This window comes from Halococcus qingdaonensis (assembly GCF_024508235.1).
GTDB lineage: Archaea > Halobacteriota > Halobacteria > Halobacteriales > Halococcaceae > Halococcus > Halococcus qingdaonensis.
Window position 1 is genome coordinate 1,777,569 of sequence record NZ_CP101943.1, and the last position, 17,295, is coordinate 1,794,863.

Sequence of the window (17,295 nt, forward strand, 5' to 3'; positions counted from 1 at the left end):
CGATAGATTGATCCCGGCGACAGCCGCCAACGCGAACGTGGCTTCGAAGTGGTCGTCGAGTCGGCTGCGCGTCGATTGGCGAACGAGCATCGGTCTCGTCGGCACGGTCGTGAAGTATCTCTCGGCGACCCTGCTCATTCCGCTCGCGGTGGCGCTTTTCTACGGCCGTGACGTGCTGACGTTCGCCGTCGCGTTCGTCATCACCGTGATCGTCGGACTGGCGCTCGAACGCGTCGAACCCGAGCCCGATCTCGGCACGCGCGAGGGGTTCCTGATGGTCGCGCTCACGTGGCTCGTCGTCGCGCTCGTCGGTACCGTCCCCTATCTCCTCGCGGGGATGGGCACCGGATCGACGCTCGCCCACCCGATCAACGCCCTCTTCGAGTCGATGAGCGGGTTCACGACGACCGGCGCGACGATGATGGGCGAGATATCGTTTACTCAGCACTCACACGCCCTCCTGCTCTGGCGACAGCTCACCCAGTGGCTCGGCGGCATGGGGATCGTCGTGCTCGCGGTCGCGATCCTCCCCGAACTCTCGGTCGGTGGCGCACAGCTGATGGACGCCGAAGCGCCCGGCCCCGGCATCGAGAAACTCACCCCGCGCATCGCCGAGACCGCACGCGTGCTCTGGCTGGTCTATCTCGGCTTCACCGTCCTCGAAATGGTGCTGCTCTACGGGCTCCATCTCGGCGGTCTCGCGCCGAACATGGAGCTGTTCAACGCCGTCTCGCACGCGCTGACGACGCTTCCCACGGGCGGGTTCTCGCCGGAAGCCCGCTCGATCGAAGCGTTCTCGGCGGCCGTCCAGTGGCTCATCATCCCGTTCATGATCGCCGCCGGTGCCAACTTCGCGCTGTTCTGGCACGCGCTCACCGGCAACCCGGAGAAACTGACAGAGGACACCGAGTTCCGGTCGTACGTCGGCGTCATCGGAGTGCTGACGGCCGTCATCGCGGGCCTCCTCTTCACCGGTGCCGGCATCGAAACCGTCACCGACGCCGTCCCACCCATCATCGGACAGATCGAGGACGCGCTGCGTCATGCCCTGTTCAACATCGTCTCCATCATCACGACCACCGGCTACGCCAACATGGACTTCACCACGTGGAGCGCACCAGCGAAGACGATCCTCCTCTTCGCGATGTTCATCGGCGGCTCGGCCGGCTCGACCGGCAGTGCGATCAAGATCATCCGCTGGGTGGTCATCGTCAAATCCCTCCGGCGCGAACTGTTTACGACCGTGCACCCCGAAGCGGTGTCGCCCGTCCGACTCGCCGGCCGCGTCATCGACGAGCGCGCCATCCGTGGCATCTACGCCTTCACGCTGCTCTACATCGGCCTCTTCGCCCTCGCCAGTCTCTTGATCGTCATCGACTCCTGGCGCGTCGGCTACACCATCTCCACACTCGAAGCCACGAGCGCCATCGCCTCGACCCTCGGCAACGTCGGCCCCGGCTTCGGCGCTGTCGGCCCGATGAACAACTACCTCGCCTTCCCGGCCAGCTCGAAACTGCTCATGACGTTCCTGATGTGGATCGGTCGGCTCGAAATCCTGCCCGTGCTCGTGCTGCTCACACCGTCCTACTGGCGTACCTAACACCCACTTTTTTACTCCTCGGGTGCGATCGCTCGTTTCACTCGCTCACGCACCACTCGTCGCAAAAACCTGGACTAAAAACGTCCGCTCGCTCGGCCTCCGGCCTCGCTCGCGGCGAACCGCGCTCGTTCCACTCTCGCGGATACTGACGCTCCGCAATCGCACAGCACCGCACCGCCGAAGCCCTCGCGCTTCCTCCGGTCGCGCTCGCCCTTCATCCACCAGGGACCGCCAGCCGCACCGCGGCTGCTGCACAACGCGAATCGCAGAAAATCAGCCGATCGTGGTCGTCTACGACGGCGCGACCGTGACCTGCCGCCCGCGATCGATCGCCTGCTCCAGCTCCTCAGCGATGGCGCTCCCGCGAGAAACCTGCACCTCACCGCCGCGCGAGACCGTCGCCGTGAACAGATACTCGCCATCGGCCTGGACTTCGACCGTCTCGCCCGCGTGACCCTCCATCGGAATGACGACGTGCCGGGCGGTGATCTCGGGCGTGACGATATCGCCCGCACCGCTGCCGCCATTGCTGCCACCAGCACCGCTCGCGCCGCCGCTCGATCCACCGCCGCCGGATCGGCCGCCCGGACGCTCGTCGAACGTTCGCACGTCGATGTCGATGCCGAGCCTGTTCTCGATGTCGGTGATGCGCCCGCCGCCCTTGCCGATCACCGTCGAGATGTCGGCTTCCTCGACGTAGACGACGGCGGTGTTCTGGTTCTTGAGATCGACCTCGCAGCTCCCGCGCGCGACCGATCGGATCTCCCGCTCGATCTCCTGCTTTGCGATCTTGTCCACGCCGCTGTCCTCGCTCTCGGCGTCGCCCACAGGGACAGTAACGACCTGCCGGTTGAAGCTGTAGATCTCGTACTCCGGACGACCCGTCTCGAAGTCACGGACCTGGATGACGGGTCGCGCGAGGTCCTCCTCCATCAGCCCCTCGGGGACTTTGACCTCAGTCTGGACGTCGTAGACGGTGGCAACGTTGCCGGCCTCGACGAACACTACAGTGTCGACGACTTGGGGAATCATGCCCAGCTCGACACGACCGACCAGTCGTCCGAGCGCGTCGATCGCCCGTGTCGCGTGGACGACGCCGACCATCCCGACGCCCGCGAGGCGCATGTCCGAAAACACCGAGAAGTCCTCGGTCTTCCTCACTTCGTCGTAGATGGTGTAATCGGGTCGGACCATCAACAGCGAATCGGCCGTGTTCTCCATCTGCCCGTCGAGTTCGGTGTACTGGGTCACGTCGGGACTTACCTGCAGGTCGCGCGGCTTCTCCATCGTCTTCACCGAGAAGCCCGAATCGGCGAGGAACTCGGCGACCGCAGCCGCAAGCGTCGATTTCCCCGCACCGGGCGCGCCGGCGACGAGCACGCCGCGCTGGTGGTCGAGCAGGCGCTCGCGGAGGTCCTCGGCGTAGTCGTAGTCCGACAGTTCGGTTTCGGCGATCGGGCGGACTGCCGTGATCTCCAGTCCGTCGGCGAACGGTGGGCGCGCGAGCGCGATCCGGTACTCGCCGAACTGAACGATCGTCATCCCCTCGCCCTGGAGCTCGACGAACCCCTCGCTGGAGGCGTGTGTCGCGCTCTCGATCTCGTCGATCCATTCGCGGAGTTCGCCCTCGGTGAGTTCGTCGTCACCGATTGCCTCGAAACGCATCTCGCCGACCGTGCCGCGCTTGGCCATCGGCGGAACGCCCGTCTTGAGATGGACGCTCATCGTCTCGTCGTCGAAGAACTCCTCGATCGACAGCGTCTCGACCTCGCGGATCTCGGGTTCGACGTACTCGACGGCGAGCCCGGTGGCGCGGGCGACCTCGCCCTGGACCTCGTCGCTCGTGAGCAGCGTCGCCTCGTGCTCGGCCGCGAGGTCGCGGATGAGCGCGTCGACGCTCCCCTCGTTGGCGCTGTGGCGCTCGCTCGCTTCGGGTCGTCGGCCGATGTATTCGATCTCGATCTCGCCGTCGTCGGCGAGGTCGGCGAGTCGCTGGAGCTCGTCGAGCCCCTCCCAGCCTGTCTCTTGGCCGTCGTTGGCCTGGGCTTCGAGTTCGGCGACGACCGCCTCGGGGATCGCGACCGTCTCGCCGGAGAGCCCACCGCTCGCCGCTCGTTCGGACACGCGACCGTCGATGACCGCGCTCGTGTCCGGGACGATAGTCATACCATCACTGGGCCGGCGAGCGGCATAAGGATGTTCAAGCGCGGGCGAAAGCGCTTATGCGCCGCTGCTCGATCGCCCGCTATGTCCGCCGTCACGGAGCTCACTCGCGAACTCGTTGCGATCCCGAGTCACGACGACGAGACCGAAGCGGGCGGTTTCATCGAGCGCTGGCTCCACAGCGAGACCGACGCCGCCGTCACCCGCGACGAGATCGGCAACGTCATCGCCAGACGTGGGAGTGATGGGGAGTCGCTCGCGTTCGTCGGCCATCACGACGTGGTGCCGCCCGACGACGAACAGATCGACGAAGACGAGTACGTCGTCGAGGAGCGCGACGGACGACTCCACGGCCGCGGGACGGCGGATATGAAAGGTGCTGTCGCAGCTGCGATGTGCGCCTTTCGTGATAGCGAGGTGCCACGCACCTCGAAGAGTCGGGCACAGCCCGACGGCGCGAATCCCGCTATCGAACTCGTCTTCGCCAGTTTCGTCGGCGAGGAGATCGGCGGCGAAGGCGCACGCCACGCGATCGATCAAGGATTTGCACCCGACTGCGCCATCGTCGGCGAAGGCTCGACGGGGTATTCGGCAGCCGGCGTGACGGACGTCGCGATCGCGCACAAGGGCCGTCGCGCCAGCACCATCACCGCCCGTGGGACCGCCGCACACGCGAGCGAACCCGAGGCCGGCGAGAACGCCATCTACCGGGCGGGCGAGGCGGTCGATACGATCCGAGGGTTGGATGGGCCAAGCGCCGAGGTGTTCGGCGAGGACGTGGAGGGAAGTGTCGTCGTCACCGAAATCGAGGGCGGGTCGGCGTGGAACGTACTTCCCGAATCCTGCTCGGTGACGGTCGACGAGCGCACGGTGCCGGGCGAGCGCGCACCGCTCTCGCGAGTCGAGAGCGAAGGCGTCGGGTGGGTCGTCGATCAGGACCTCCCGCCGATGGCCTGCGACGACCAGACGTTCGCCCGGCAGGTTCTCTCGGCCGCTGACGGCGCACAGAGCGGTGACCCCGAACTGGTGACGAAGCCACACGCGACCGATGCAGGCTGGCTCGCCGAGGCGGGAGTCACCTGTGTAGTCTGTGGCCCCGCGGAACCGGGCGAGGCGCACACGAGCGCGGAGAGCGTCTCGCTCGACGTGCTGGATCGGTGTTACGACATCTACCGGGGCGTGGCGTCGGGAGGCGAGAATTGATAGGCCACCGCCCCGGGATTCGGGTATGGCAACCGACGCCACGCAGACCGCTGCCCACGAGGAACTCCTCGATCGCTACGAACGCATCTCGAACATCGAGGGCGCTGCGGGGATCCTCAACTGGGATCAGGAGGTGATGATGCCCGAGGGCGGCACGCCCGCGCGCTCAGCGCAGCTCTCGGCGCTGTCGGCGACGAGCCACGAACTCCTCACCGAGGAGGCGATGGGCGAGGCGCTCGATGCGGCCGAGAGCGCGGAGCTCACGGACGAGGAGGACGCCGCCGTCCGCGAGATCCGCCGCCAGTACGAGCGCGCGACGCGCGTTCCCACCGAGCTCGTCGAGGAGATCTCGCGAACCACGAGCGAGGCGCTGCCGGTCTGGAAGGAGGCCAAAGCCGAGGACGATTTCTCGAAGTTCGCGCCCGTCCTGGAGGAACTAATCGATCTCAAGCGCGACTACGCCGAGCAGATCGACCCCGACCGGCCGGCCTACGAGGTGCTGTTCGAGGACTACGAACCCTACCTCGGGCTCGACACCGCCGAGCGGATCCTGGAGCGCCTGCGCGAGGAGCTCGTTCCGCTCATCGACGCTGTAGGTGAGAGCGATGTCGAACTCGCTAGTCCGTTCGCGGGTCAGTTCGATCCCGACACGCAGGAAGCACTCACGCGCGACGCGCTCGATACGTTGGGCTACGACTGGGACCGGGGTCGCCTCGACACCGCTCCGCATCCGTTCTCGATGGGCACCACCTTCGACGCGCGCGTGACGACGCGCTACGAGGACGACGACATGCTCGGCGCGCTCACGAGCACGATCCACGAGTTCGGCCACGCGACCTACACACAGGGGCTGCCCGACGAGGAGTACGGGAGTCCGCTCGGCGAGAACCGGAACCTCTCGGTCCACGAATCCCAGTCGCGATTCTGGGAGAACCACGTCGGTCGCTCGGAGTCGTTCTGGTCGCTGTTTCTGCCCCACGTCCGCGAGCAGTTCCCGGAACTCGACGGCGTGACGCCCCGCGACGCCTACGAGGCCGCCAATCGCGTCTACGATGACAACCCCATCCGGATCGAGGCCGACGAACTGACCTACCACATGCATATCGTCCTCCGATTCGAGATCGAGCGCGAGCTCATCGAGGGTGATCTCGACGTGAGCGAGGTCCCCAAAGTCTGGAACGACAGGATGGAGGAGTATCTCGGGGTCCGGCCCGACACCGACGCCGAGGGCTGTCTCCAGGACATCCACTGGTCGCACGGCTCGTTCGGCTATTTCCCGACGTACTCGCTCGGCAGCGTGCTCGCGGCCCAGTTGTACGCGAGCGCCGACGAGGAAATCGACGATCTCGACGGACAGATCGAGGCGGGCGAGTTCGGCCCGCTCCACGAGTGGCTCACCGAGAACGTCCATCAGCACGGTAAACGCTATACGACGCCCGATCTCATCGAAGAAGCCACCGGCGAAGCGTTCACTGCCGACTACTTTCTCGACTACGCGAGCGAAAAATACGGCGCGCTGTACGATCTCTGAGACGAGTCAATCAAATCGTCTCGGTTCGGTCCCGGCAGAGGTGTGGGTCAACCACCAGAGCTATATGAGTGGTGTGCCATGACGTAACACGCATGGCAACCGCATCGAACGAGAACGACATCGACGATTTTCTCTCGGGACGTGGTCACGAGACCGACTCGCCGGGGTGGGAGGAGAGCTACAACAAAAAGCAGTGTCCCGACTGCGGCGGCCTTCACGAGACGGACGCGAGCACGTGTTCGGTCTGTGGCTGGTCGCCGCGGGCCGACTAAAGCTCGACCGGGGCGAAGCCGGTAAGTGTCGTCCCTGCCGAGCGCGCACGTGGGCATCCTCAACACGGTCGGCCTCGTCCTGACGCTCGCCTTCGCGCTCCCGGTCGCACTGCTCGGCGTGAACCTCGTCGTCTCGGGACGAACAGTAACCGGCATCGCGCTCTGTGTCGTCGCCGTCCTGATGGTCGCGCTGAAACAGTACGTCACGACGCCCGACGACGTGCCGACAGCCGCGGCCGAAAAGACCGTGAGCGCGGTCGTGAAGGACGAGGAGAACTAGTCGGCGGCGGGCGCTTCGGTCTCGGCGAGCACGTCCTCGATCGTGACGCCGCTCGGTTCGTTGTCGAGCAGCACGTCGACCGGGAGCGTCGGCGCGCCGCTCACGAGGTCTTCGAGGAGGACGAGTCGCTCGCGCGCGCGGCTCATCCCGACGTAGAACACGCGGCGCTCGTTGTCGGTGAGCATCGGCACCGGGTCGGTGCCCTTGTTGAACTCCCCGCCCGGCACGCCCGCCGTGTCGTCGACCGAGGCGGCCATCTGCTCGACGACCTTCTCGGTGAGATCCGTCGCGACGAAGACGTGGTCGGCCTCGCGGCCCTTCGCCGAGTGGATGGTTCCGACGCGAACGCGATCGCGCTCGACGTCCTGATAATCGCCCGCGAAGTAGGCCTTTACCGACTTCTTCTGGAACTGCGAGGTCTTTCTGAGCATGTCCTCGGCCGACGCCGGGCCGGGCATGAACGGCGCGTGCTCTTTGACGAGATCGGGATCGATGACGAGATCGGTGAGGTCCTCGACACCCGCTTCCTCCTGTCGCTCGTCGATCGCGTCGTAGAGCGCGTCGCGGTTGTTCGTCCCGAAGGCCGTGTCGGCGAGCATGTCGGCGAGTCGGCGGGCTTCGAGGCCCGTGATCGACTCGCCAGCGGCGGATTTCTCGACGGCGTTGACGTAGTCGGCCAGTCGATCGGTCCACATCCGCTGGTCGGTGAGCGCGCGGAAGGGGATTCCCTCGCCGATGAATTCGTCCATGAACTGGAAAAGCTGGTAGCGCGCACGGAAGAGTATCATCGCCGTCTCGTCGGTGTTCTCGACCGTCGAACGGACATTGCGGACGAGATCGAGCATCGACGGTGTCTCGACGGCCTCGACGCTCCCGCCCTCGATCCGCGGTCTGAGGTTTTTCTCTTGACGGTTCTCGATGTGGCGGATCTCCCGATTGACCACGTTGAGCACGCGCGACGGGAGACGATAAGAGGTGTCGAGGATAACGTCCTCGCCACCCTCTTCGAGCAGGAGCTGTGGGTCAGCGCCCTGCCAGGCGTAGACGACCTGATCGTCGTCGCCGGCGATGAGCGCGCGCTCGACGTGTGGTTTCCACTCCTCGTAGACCGAATACTGGAGCGTGGTGATGTCCTGAAACTCGTCGATGACGAGGTAGTCGACGCTCGGCAGCAGCGAGCGCTGCTCGACCCGTTCGAGCATGTCCGCGAAGCCGACCTTGCCCGCCTCGCCCTTGTGCGTTCGCCACGCACGGACCGCCTCGGGGACGTCGATGCGGTCGTCGTCGCTCGGCCAGGTCGGCGTGTACTTGTTGCCCTGCTGTGCGTTCTCGTCGATGTCGGGCGGGAGACGCACTTCCTCGTCGTTCCACTGGAAGGGGACGTCGTACCAGTCGGCGACGTCCCTCGTGGTGCGCTGGAGCCACTGGCTCGTGGCGATGACCTTGTTACCGATGGTGGTCGAGCGCGCGCTCCGGCGGCGCGAGCCCTCGTACTCGTCCTCGAACTCCAGCCCGTAGGACTCGCAGAACTCCTTTTTGTCGTTCTCGCCGACGACATCACCGCTCGAAAGGTTGAGAAGACTGTACGCCTTCGCGTGCATCGTCGAGACGTTGCCCTTGAGCGAGCGCGGGCTCACGTCGAGGCGCTCGGCGAGGCGCTCGCGGATCTCGGTGGCGGCCGCCCGGGTGTACGATACCACGAGGATGTCGTCGACGGTCACGCCGGGTTGATCGAGGATCTCCTCGACGCGATCGAGCAGCGCCGTCGTCTTCCCGCTGCCCGGCCCGCCGAACAGTCGGGTGACATGCGAATCGGTGGACATTGGCCACAACAGGAACTCGCCCACTATAAGCGGCGTGGCTCCCGAACGCCACACTCATGCCACGACGGGCAGTAGGAGCGTCATGTTCACCGGCATCGTCGAGACGACGGGCGAGGTGCAGGACGTGCGCGAGGAGGAGAGCGGGCGGCGCATCCGGGTCGCGACCGATCTCTCGGGGCTCGAACACGGCGACTCGATCGCCGTCGACGGCACCTGTCTGACCGTCGAGGAGACGGGCGAAACCATCGAGCTGTTCTGCTCGGCCGAGACGCTCGCGCGGACGACGCTCTCGGCGGTCGAGCCGGGCGACGCGCTCAATCTCGAACGCCCGCTCGCCGCCGACGGCCGGCTCGACGGTCACTTCGTCCAGGGCCACGTCGATGCGACCACCGAACTCGTCGACATCGAGCAGGTCGGCGAGGACTGGGAGTTCACGTTCTCGCTGCCCGACGACATCGCACACTACGTCGTCGAAAAGGGGTCGATCACCGTCGACGGGATCAGCCTCACCGTGGCGGAACTCGACGAGGACCGCTTCTCGGTGGCCGTGATCCCGACGACTTACGAACTGACGACGATGAACGAGCTGGCACCCGGCGACGGCGTGAACATCGAAGTCGACGTGATCGCGAAATACGTCGACCGATTGCTCGACGGCCACCGCTGAGAATGGCGGACGGCGCGCGCTCGCGCTCGTGTGCGAGCAATAGCGAGCACCGAGCGCGGATCGGCGTGCGAGGGATGAGCGAGTGAGTGAAACGAACGAGCGAATCGGTTGGGGAGGCGTGTGGGCTGTTGTTGTGCTGTGCGGTGGTTGTGGTAAGCGTCAGGCATCCGCGCGAGTGGAACGAGCGCGGTTCGCCGCGAGCGAACGCAGTGAGCGAGCGGTCCTTTTTAGTCCAGGTTTTTGCGAGTAGCGAGGGACCGTCGGTCCCTCGTACCATGCGAGCGGGCCATGCGCGGCGCTACGCGCCGCGAGTTCGAGGCGGCGAAGCCGCCTCGCACGCCCGCGAGCAGAGAGTGGTAGCCGACCGCAGGGAGGCTACCCGACGAGTAAAAAAGTGGGCCGTGAGTAGATCTCCCCATGAACTGCACCAAGTGCGACCGCGACGCGGTGGTTCACGCGGCGTACTCCGGGGCGCATCTCTGTGAGCAGCATCTCCGAGCATCGGTCGAAAAGCGCGTTCGTCGGCGGATCAGACAGGACGGACTCATCGGCGACGATGCGACCCCCGAGAACCCCGAAACGTGGCTCATCGGGCTCTCGGGTGGGAAGGATAGCGTCGTGCTCACCTCGATTCTCGAAGAGACGTTCGCCGATGACCCACGCATCGAGCTGGTCGCGCTCACCATCCACGAGGGGATCGAGGGCTATCGTGACGAGAGCCTCGACGCCGCGAGCGGGCTCGCCGACGGGCTGGACATCCACCACGAGGTCGTGAGCTACACTGACGAGTTCGATCTGGAGATGGACGACGTCGTCGAGAAGGATCCCGAGGGGATGGCCGCGTGTGCGTACTGCGGGGTCTTCCGGCGCAATCTGCTCGCCGATTATGCCCACGAGTTCGGCGCGGACAAACTCCTGACGGGCCACAACCTCGACGACGAGGCCCAGACCGCGCTGATGAACTTCTTTGAGGGTGACGTCGCCCAGATGGCCAAACACTTCGACGCGAGCCTCGGGCCGTTCGACGAGCGCACGGAGACCGACGAGTTCGTCCCGCGTGCGAAGCCGCTGCGAGATGTCCCCGAAAAGGAGGTCGCACTCTACGCCCATCTCGCCGATCTCCCCGTTCACATGGCCGAATGTCCGCACTCGACGGAGGCCTATCGTGGTGAAATCCAAGAGCTCCTGCTCGACATGGAGGAGCGCCACCCCGGTACGCGCCACTCGATCATGGCCGGCTACGAGGAGCTGGCAAAACTGGCCGCCAGTGCCTACGGCGAGGACGGTGCCGATCTCGGGGAATGCGAGCGCTGTGGCAACGCCACCACGCGCGACGTCTGCCGGACGTGCCAGCTCACCGAGGCGGTTCACGCGGTCTGACAACGGGAAACCCGGCGGGATCCATGGCCTGCGCTGTCGGATCGGAGATATGACGATTGCTGCGGTCGTCAGGCGAATGGGAGAGGGATAGGATCGTTCGAGAAGCGATGTGGAGGGCCGAAAGCGGGACCTATCGGATGACGTCGAGATCGTTCTGTCGGTCGGGTTCGTCGTGACCGCCGTCGCTCTGGGTCGGGACTTCGAACTCCTCGTCGAGTGCCGCGCGCGAGCGGTCGGCCTGCTGTTGGGCGTCGGGACCGAGCACCTGCGCGCTCTGGACACCGGTCATGATCGCCATCACGCGGACCTTCCCCTTGTACTCCTCGCGGATGCGCGAGCCCCAGATGACGTTCGCGCTCGGGTCGAGCCGGTCGGTGATCCGCTCGGCGATCTCCTCGGCCTCCTTCAGCGTGAGATCCGGACCGCCGGTGATGTGGACCAGTCCGCCCGAGGCACCCCGGTAATCGACGTCGAGCAGGGGGTGGGTCATCGCGTCCTTGACGACCTCCTCGGTCTTGTTCTTGTCCTGGGTTTCGCCGACGAGCATCACCGCGACGCCGCCCTGGTTCATGATGGAGGTCATGTCGGCGTAGTCGAGGTTGATGAGCGACGGCTGGGTGATCGTCTCCGAGATCCCCTTGACCGTCTCGGCGATGAGTTGATCCATCACCGAGAACGCCTTGCCGACGGGGAGGTTGGGGACGTAGTCGAGCAGGCGGTTGTTGTCGAGGACGATGATCGAGTCGGCCGCGTTGCGAAGCTCTTCGAGCCCCTCCTCGGCCTTGACAGTTCTGGCGCGCTCGACGTTGAACGGTGTGGAGACCATCCCGACGACGATCGCGCCCTCGTCGCTGGCGATCTCCGAGACGACCGGTGCTGCCCCCGTGCCCGTTCCGCCACCCATCCCCGCGGTGACGAACACGAGATCGGCCCCGGTGAGCACCTCCTTGATGGTGCTCTGGGCCATCTCGGTCGCACGCTGACCCATCTCCGGATCGCCGCCCGCGCCGAGCCCCTGCGTGAGGGACTTGCCGACGAGCACGCGCGTGTCGGCCTCGATCATCTGGAGATGCTGTTTGTCGGTGTTGATGGCGATGGTCTCGGCACCCTCGACGCCGATGTTGTAGAGCCTGTTGACGGTGTTGTTGCCGGCACCGCCACAGCCGACGACGACGATGCGCGGATCGCCGAACTCCTCCAGTTCGGCCTCGTCGCGCCGCTGTTTCTCGAGTTCGGCGTTTTCGAGCGCCGACTCGACGATGTCCTGCATCTCAGGCCCTCGCGAACGGTCGTTCCGTCGGACGATCGTCCGACCGTTCCTCGGCGACCATCTCCCTGACCGCCGCCCGGATCGCCTCGCTCCGGTTCGGATAGTCGCCGAGTTCGACCATCCGTTCGACCTCCTCGATCTGCTGTTTCGGAATTCGCAGTGTCACACGCTCCATGTTGTTGCTCCCTTTTGCGACGCGTCTTACACACCAAAATCGCACGACGGGAGCCATATCGCTCCCGCCCACGACGTCTGTAAGACGGTCGTCTTACGCAAAGTATGCAATTACTGCATTTGTAATAAAACTACCGGCTCGCGTAAGACACACGACGTGAGACGCCGGATGCCCGCGTATGCAACGGGGAGCGTTCTTCTACGGTCGATCCAGGACGTCGGCTGCGGGCGTGCGCCGACCACAGCTCGGACAGAACCCCCAGTCCGAACGGAGTTCGTCGCCGCAGTCGCAGAACACGCGATGGGATGCCTTTTCGCCGCAGTTCGGGCAGTAGACGTTCTCGTCGTCGATTTCTTCGCCACACTGCGCACACGTTTTACGCGCGTCCGACGGCGTTTGCGCCGTCGCGTCGTTCGTCTTACGCTGGGTCGCGTCGTCCGCGGTCGTCCGCTCGGAAACGCCGTCGAGCGTGATGTTTACGTTCACGTCCTGTGGCTCTGACGGCGTAAACGCGTCCAGTCGCTCGTCGATGAGCGCATCGACGCGGTCGGCGACGACGGCATCGAGGCTGTCGGTCGTCGCCGACTCGTTCCGTGCGAGATACGATCGGAGCGCTTCCCGCATCGCCTCGCTCTTGGAGAGCTCCAGGGTTTCGAGCTCCTCGATGAGCTCGTCGTCGGCACGGAACGTGATCTTGCTCATCCTCGCTCGGGGCGACGTGATCACAACACTTCATACTGTCGGGTCGTCGCTCACGGGCCGAGAACGCCGTCCAATCGGCGATCCAGGATCGATCGACTGTTCGACAGGGTACATTATCGGACAGCCATCACACCAGTCGAGGGTCGGCGATCGAATGGCAACCGTTAAGTTCGATAGTCCGATTGTTCGTACTGTCCGCCCTTAGCTCAGCCTGGTAGAGCAGCCGACTGTAGATCGGCTTGTCCCCCGTTCAATTCGGGGAGGGCGGATTTCCTCGCCGAACGAATCGGAGCCGAGTCGGACGACCGACGTGTGTGGGTTGCAGTTGCCGGTGACATACTTTTTCCGCTGGGCGTCGTACGCCGCGTATGCCCGACGAGGGACGGAACACCGACCGTGCACGGGAGCGCCAGCGCGACCGCGCCGATCACGTCGAGAACATCCTCGACGACGTCGAAGCCGACGTCAGCGATCGACAGTACCCCGTCAGAAGCGAGGAGCTCGCCACCGAATACGCCGATCAGCCGATCGACATGCCGAACGAAACCGAGTCGATGGGCAGCGTCTTCGATCGGCTCGACGACGAGTACGACACGCCCGAAGAGGTTCGCGAAGCATTCTACGGCGAACTCACTGGCGAAGCGGGCGAGCCGAACGAGTACAACGAGGAGCGCGATCTGGAGGCGCTCGACGAGGCTGCGGAGTCGGATCGAGCATAGTTGATCGATACCGAAACTCGATTCGAAACAGCCAGTAGCCATCGGTTCGCCGCCCGTGGGGCAACACTCATGACGGCTCCGGCCCGCAGGTAGGTCGTGAATCGCGACGCGCTCGGCGTCGTGGTGCTCGCCGCACTGGCGATCCTCGCCATCGCCGTCGGGGCCGCCGCCATCGACGCGCCGACGCAGACGGCCGGGAGCGCCACTGGGAGCGGTGGCGGGAGCGGCGGCTTCTTCGGCGAGGGGCAGATTTTCGATCTCGGTCAGCAGGCTCAGATCGATTCGTCAGGCGGCTCGGGAGTGATCGAGGCTCTTCTCCAGCTGCTCGTCATCGTGCTCGTCGGTGGATTTCTCCTCGGCCTGTACGTCCTGCGCGACGAACTCGGTCTCCGCGATCTCGGCGTCGTCGCGCTCGGATCGGTCGTTCTGGCTGGCCTGCTGTTCGGGCTATACCGCCTCCTCGGTCTCCTCGGTAACAACGACGCGGCGAACGGGAGTGGTGTCGCCAGCAGGCGAACACCCGTGTTTCCGGGCGGTGGCAGCGACGGGGCGGCCGACAGCGTGGCCCAGACCGTTTCGACCGATCCGCTGCTCGTGCTCGCCGTCGCCACCGTGTTCCTCGTCGGGATCGGGCTCTTGGTTCGTTCCGGGTGGACGACCGACGAGGACAAAAATAATGGAGAACCAACACCTGCGGCGTCGAACTCGTCGTCCCCCAGTGTGGCCGAACTCGGACGTGCGGCCGGAAACGCGGCCGATCGCATCGCCGACGACACGAGCACTGACAACGAGATCTACCGCGCGTGGCGGGAGATGATCGAGCAGTTGAACATGGGAAACCCGCGCTCGCGGACGCCGGAGGAGTTCGCCCGCGCCGCGACCGACGCCGGCATGGCTCGCGAAAACGTCACCGAACTCACCGACGTCTTCAGAGCCGTGCGCTACGGCGGGACCGACGCCACTGACGAACGCGAAGCGCGGGCGGTGGCCGCATTGCGGCGCATCGAGGACGACGCGGAGGAGCGATGAGTCGCGGACGATCGCTGGCCGTCGCGGTCGGCGTCGCGCTCGTCCTCTGGGGGCTGGCCGTCGCGAGCGTGCCGGAGTTCGCCGGCGGCGTCACACTGACGACCGAACTGCTCGGCGCGGTCGCGGTCGTCGCGCTCGCCGGCGGTGCTGTGGCCGTCCGCTCACGGCTCCAGTCAGATAGGGCGGAGCGCAACCTGGCGACGCCCGAGTCCGCAGACGAGTTCTCGACGCCGGGCGAGGAGTTCGATGAGGAACTCGCTGCACTCGCACCGAACGGACGGATGCGAGGAGCCAGCGAGCGCCGCGCGATACGCGATCGGTTGGACGAACTCGCTCTGAGGGTATTGATTCGGCAGGGGATCAGCGAGCAGGCTGCCCGCGAACAGCTCGCGGAAGGGACGTGGACCGACGACCCCTACGCAGCGGCGTTTTTCGCCGAGGCACGTGCATCGGACGTGCCCCTCGAAGAGCGTCTTCGAGCGGCGTTCAGCGGCGAGCCGAGCGAGCGCCGGCGGGCGCGCCACGCGGCTGACGCACTCGCCGCCATCGCGAGCCGGGAGCGCGAGCAGTGAGCCGTTCCGGTGCAGGTCGAGCGGCGAGCGCGGACGATGGCCGGGTGCGTCGAACGGGCCGCTGGCGAGGGGTGAGCGCGCTCGCGCTGGTCGCCGGCGCGGTCGGCATCCCCGCCGACAGCGCCGGCCTCGTGCTCGTCGGCGTCGTCGGCGTCGTTTTCGCGGGCTTCGCACGGGCCGCGCGCCCGCCAACCGTCGATCTTTCCATCGAGCGATCGGTGAGCGACGCCGAACCGGCTTCCGACGAAGACGTGACGGTGACGGTGACGATCGAGAACACCGGTGACTCCATCCTGCCCGCTCTCCGGATCATCGACGGCGTTCCGCCCGCACTCGCCGTCGAATCGGGGTCGCCACGGCTGGCGACCGCGCTCAGATCGGGCGAAACGACGACACTCTCCTACGACGTGAGCGCTGCTCGCGGCCGACACGCCTTCGGGCCAGCGCTCGCCATCGCCCGCGACACGAGCGGGGCGGTTGAGCGACGGCACGAGGTGATGGCGACCGACGAGACGCCGATCACCTGCGTGCCGGCGCTCGATGCACAGATGGCGATCGGGCTTCGCCAGCAGACGATCGGCCAGCCCGGGCGCGTGCTCACCGACATCGGCGGGTCGGGCGTCGCCTTCCACACCACCCGCGAGTACCGCCCGGGCGATCCGCTCTCGCGCATCGACTGGAACCGGAAGGCGAAGACCGGCGATCTCTCCACTGTGGACTTCCGCGAGGAGCGTGCCGCCGCGGTCGTGCTGCTCGTCGACGCGCGCGAGGGAGCCTATCGCGCGCCGAGCGACGATCGCGACAGCGCGGTCGAGCGAAGCGTCGCGGCCAGCGGGGCGCTGTACGTCGCGCTGACCGACGCGGAGAACCCGGTCGGGATCGCCGCACTCGCGCCCGAATCCTGTTGGCTCGCGCCGGGATTCGGCGCGAGCCATCGCGCCCGTGCCAGCGAACTGCTCGCCACCCACCCAGCACTCGCGCCGACGTCGCCCGACGACCCCTTCTTCCCGTCGATACGGCTGCGACGACTGCGCCGCCGACTGCCGTCCGAGGCACAGTTGGTGGTTTGCTCGCCGCTGTGCGACGATTACATCGTGGGGCTCCTCCAGCGACTCGACGCCAGCGGCCACCGCGTGACCGTTCTCAGTCCCGATCCCACGAACGACGAAACGCCCGGCCAGCGGGTGGCCCGCACCGAGCGCACCCTCCGCCTGTCGACGCTGCGCGCGGCCGGCATCCCGGTCGTCGACTGGGGAACGGAGTCGCTCGCTCGGGCGGGAGGTACACGGTGAGTTGCTCGTCGATCGACGACGCACCGCCACGGGCGAGCGTCGCCATCGCGATCGGCGTCGCAGTCGTCGGCACGCTGTCGCTGGCACTCTCGGGACCGGCGGCCATCGTCGGCGCGGTCGGCGTCGTCGGTCTCGCCGTCGGATTGCGCTCGTCGTCGCGGGCGGCCGTCACGCTCGGGGCCGCGGGACTGTTCTGCGGAACGCTGCTCGCGGGGCTCGCCGGCGCGCCATCCCCACTCCTACTGGCGGCGACCGCCGCCACGGTCGTCGCGTGGGACATCGCCGAGTTCGGCATCGATCTCGGCGAGACGGTCGGGAGGACGGCCACGACGCGCCGGGCGGAGTTCGTCCATGCGGGCACGAGCGGTGCGCTGGCACTGGTCGGAGCCGGCGGCGGGTCGATCGTCTATCGGCTGGCCGGCGGCGGGCCGGCACTCGTTCCGATCGCGCTACTGTTCGGCGCGGTGGTGCTCGTCCTCGCGCTCCGGCCTTGAGCGCAGCACGTGGGTGCGAAACGGTTCTCGGTACCGACACGACCCGAACCATGTCATCACGGATCAGTATGAAGGTATGCGAGCCGGAACGAACCGTTCCTTCCCTGACGTTTATTCCCACGG

At 66.3% G+C, this 17,295-nt stretch carries 17 protein-coding genes and 1 tRNA gene; 13 read left to right on the top strand and 5 right to left on the bottom strand.

Annotation, left to right across the window (positions count from 1 at the left end):
- The first annotated feature begins 37 nt into the window (after window positions 1-37).
- Window positions 38-1,600: a TrkH family potassium uptake protein gene (locus tag NO363_RS09095; protein ID WP_256684563.1), complete on the top strand. Its 1,563-nt coding sequence runs from the start codon at window positions 38-40 to the stop codon at window positions 1,598-1,600.
- Window positions 1,601-1,891: 291 nt separating this feature from the next.
- Here the strand turns inward: NO363_RS09095 and NO363_RS09100 are convergent, their stop codons facing one another.
- Window positions 1,892-3,766, bottom strand: a complete 1,875-nt coding sequence (locus NO363_RS09100; RefSeq protein WP_256684565.1) for a PINc/VapC family ATPase — start codon at window positions 3,764-3,766, stop codon at window positions 1,892-1,894.
- Window positions 3,767-3,847: 81 nt separating this feature from the next.
- On the opposite strand from NO363_RS09100, the gene NO363_RS09105 reads away from it, so the two are divergent.
- The 4 genes from NO363_RS09105 (at window position 3,848) to NO363_RS09120 (ending at window position 7,049) form a co-directional block, all read left to right on the top strand.
- Window positions 3,848-4,966, top strand: coding sequence for a M20 family metallopeptidase (locus NO363_RS09105; RefSeq protein ID WP_256684567.1), 1,119 nt, complete (start codon window positions 3,848-3,850; stop codon window positions 4,964-4,966).
- Between the two features lie 25 nt (window positions 4,967-4,991).
- Window positions 4,992-6,497: a carboxypeptidase M32 gene (locus NO363_RS09110; protein ID WP_256684569.1), complete on the top strand. Its 1,506-nt coding sequence runs from the start codon at window positions 4,992-4,994 to the stop codon at window positions 6,495-6,497.
- A gap of 92 nt (window positions 6,498-6,589) precedes the next feature.
- The gene (locus NO363_RS09115) at window positions 6,590-6,769 is read left to right on the top strand and encodes an HVO_0416 family zinc finger protein (protein ID WP_256684571.1); all 180 of its coding nucleotides are present in this window, start codon (window positions 6,590-6,592) and stop codon (window positions 6,767-6,769) included.
- A gap of 49 nt (window positions 6,770-6,818) precedes the next feature.
- Window positions 6,819-7,049, top strand: coding sequence for a DUF7533 family protein (locus tag NO363_RS09120; RefSeq protein ID WP_256684573.1), 231 nt, complete (start codon window positions 6,819-6,821; stop codon window positions 7,047-7,049).
- Here the strand turns inward: NO363_RS09120 and NO363_RS09125 are convergent.
- A complete protein-coding gene (locus NO363_RS09125; RefSeq protein WP_256684574.1) occupies window positions 7,046-8,872 on the bottom strand; it encodes a UvrD-helicase domain-containing protein in 1,827 nt (608 codons plus the stop codon). The two genes, NO363_RS09120 and NO363_RS09125, sit on opposite strands and share 4 nt — an antisense overlap.
- Window positions 8,873-8,954: 82 nt before the next feature.
- Here NO363_RS09125 and NO363_RS09130 point away from each other — a divergent pair, with 82 nt between their 5' ends.
- Together NO363_RS09130 and ncsA are read left to right on the top strand one after the other, a co-directional pair.
- Window positions 8,955-9,539 carry a riboflavin synthase gene (locus NO363_RS09130; protein ID WP_256684576.1) on the top strand — a complete coding sequence of 195 codons (585 nt, stop codon included), beginning with the start codon at window positions 8,955-8,957 and terminating at the stop codon, window positions 9,537-9,539.
- 417 nt (window positions 9,540-9,956) lie between these two features.
- Window positions 9,957-10,919, top strand: coding sequence for a tRNA 2-thiolation protein NcsA (gene ncsA, locus NO363_RS09135; protein WP_256684577.1), 963 nt, complete (start codon window positions 9,957-9,959; stop codon window positions 10,917-10,919).
- A gap of 130 nt (window positions 10,920-11,049) precedes the next feature.
- Here ncsA and ftsZ read toward each other — a convergent pair whose 3' ends face one another.
- The 3 genes from ftsZ to NO363_RS09150 all read right to left on the bottom strand — a co-directional run bounded on the left by ftsZ (window position 11,050) and on the right by NO363_RS09150 (window position 13,066).
- Window positions 11,050-12,189, bottom strand: a complete 1,140-nt coding sequence (gene ftsZ, locus NO363_RS09140; protein ID WP_256684578.1) for a cell division protein FtsZ — start codon at window positions 12,187-12,189, stop codon at window positions 11,050-11,052.
- Window position 12,190: 1 nt separating this feature from the next.
- The gene (gene cdrS, locus NO363_RS09145) at window positions 12,191-12,364 is read right to left on the bottom strand and encodes a transcriptional regulator CdrS (RefSeq protein ID WP_007739102.1); all 174 of its coding nucleotides are present in this window, start codon (window positions 12,362-12,364) and stop codon (window positions 12,191-12,193) included.
- A 198-nt stretch (window positions 12,365-12,562) separates the two neighbouring features.
- On the bottom strand, window positions 12,563-13,066 hold the full coding sequence (locus NO363_RS09150; protein WP_256684580.1) for a zinc ribbon domain-containing protein: 504 nt from the start codon (window positions 13,064-13,066) through the stop codon (window positions 12,563-12,565).
- 195 nt (window positions 13,067-13,261) lie between these two features.
- Here NO363_RS09150 and NO363_RS09155 point away from each other — a divergent pair.
- From NO363_RS09155 to NO363_RS09180, 6 genes are all read left to right on the top strand, one after another.
- Window positions 13,262-13,335: transfer RNA gene (locus tag NO363_RS09155), tRNA-Tyr, on the top strand.
- 99 nt (window positions 13,336-13,434) lie between these two features.
- Window positions 13,435-13,785, top strand: coding sequence for a DUF5789 family protein (locus NO363_RS09160; protein WP_256684581.1), 351 nt, complete (start codon window positions 13,435-13,437; stop codon window positions 13,783-13,785).
- A gap of 96 nt (window positions 13,786-13,881) precedes the next feature.
- Window positions 13,882-14,814, top strand: a complete 933-nt coding sequence (locus NO363_RS09165) for a DUF4129 domain-containing protein (RefSeq protein ID WP_256684582.1) — start codon at window positions 13,882-13,884, stop codon at window positions 14,812-14,814.
- On the top strand, window positions 14,811-15,386 hold the full coding sequence (locus NO363_RS09170; RefSeq protein ID WP_256684583.1) for a DUF7269 family protein: 576 nt from the start codon (window positions 14,811-14,813) through the stop codon (window positions 15,384-15,386). The genes NO363_RS09165 and NO363_RS09170 overlap by 4 nt, the downstream gene beginning before the upstream one ends.
- Entirely contained in the window at window positions 15,383-16,678 is a 1,296-nt protein-coding gene (locus NO363_RS09175) for a DUF58 domain-containing protein (protein ID WP_256684584.1), read from the top strand. The genes NO363_RS09170 and NO363_RS09175 overlap by 4 nt, the downstream gene beginning before the upstream one ends.
- Window positions 16,675-17,172 carry a DUF7519 family protein gene (locus NO363_RS09180; protein WP_256684586.1) on the top strand — a complete coding sequence of 166 codons (498 nt, stop codon included), beginning with the start codon at window positions 16,675-16,677 and terminating at the stop codon, window positions 17,170-17,172. Before NO363_RS09175 ends, NO363_RS09180 begins: the two co-directional genes overlap by 4 nt.
- Window positions 17,173-17,295 lie beyond the last annotated feature (123 nt).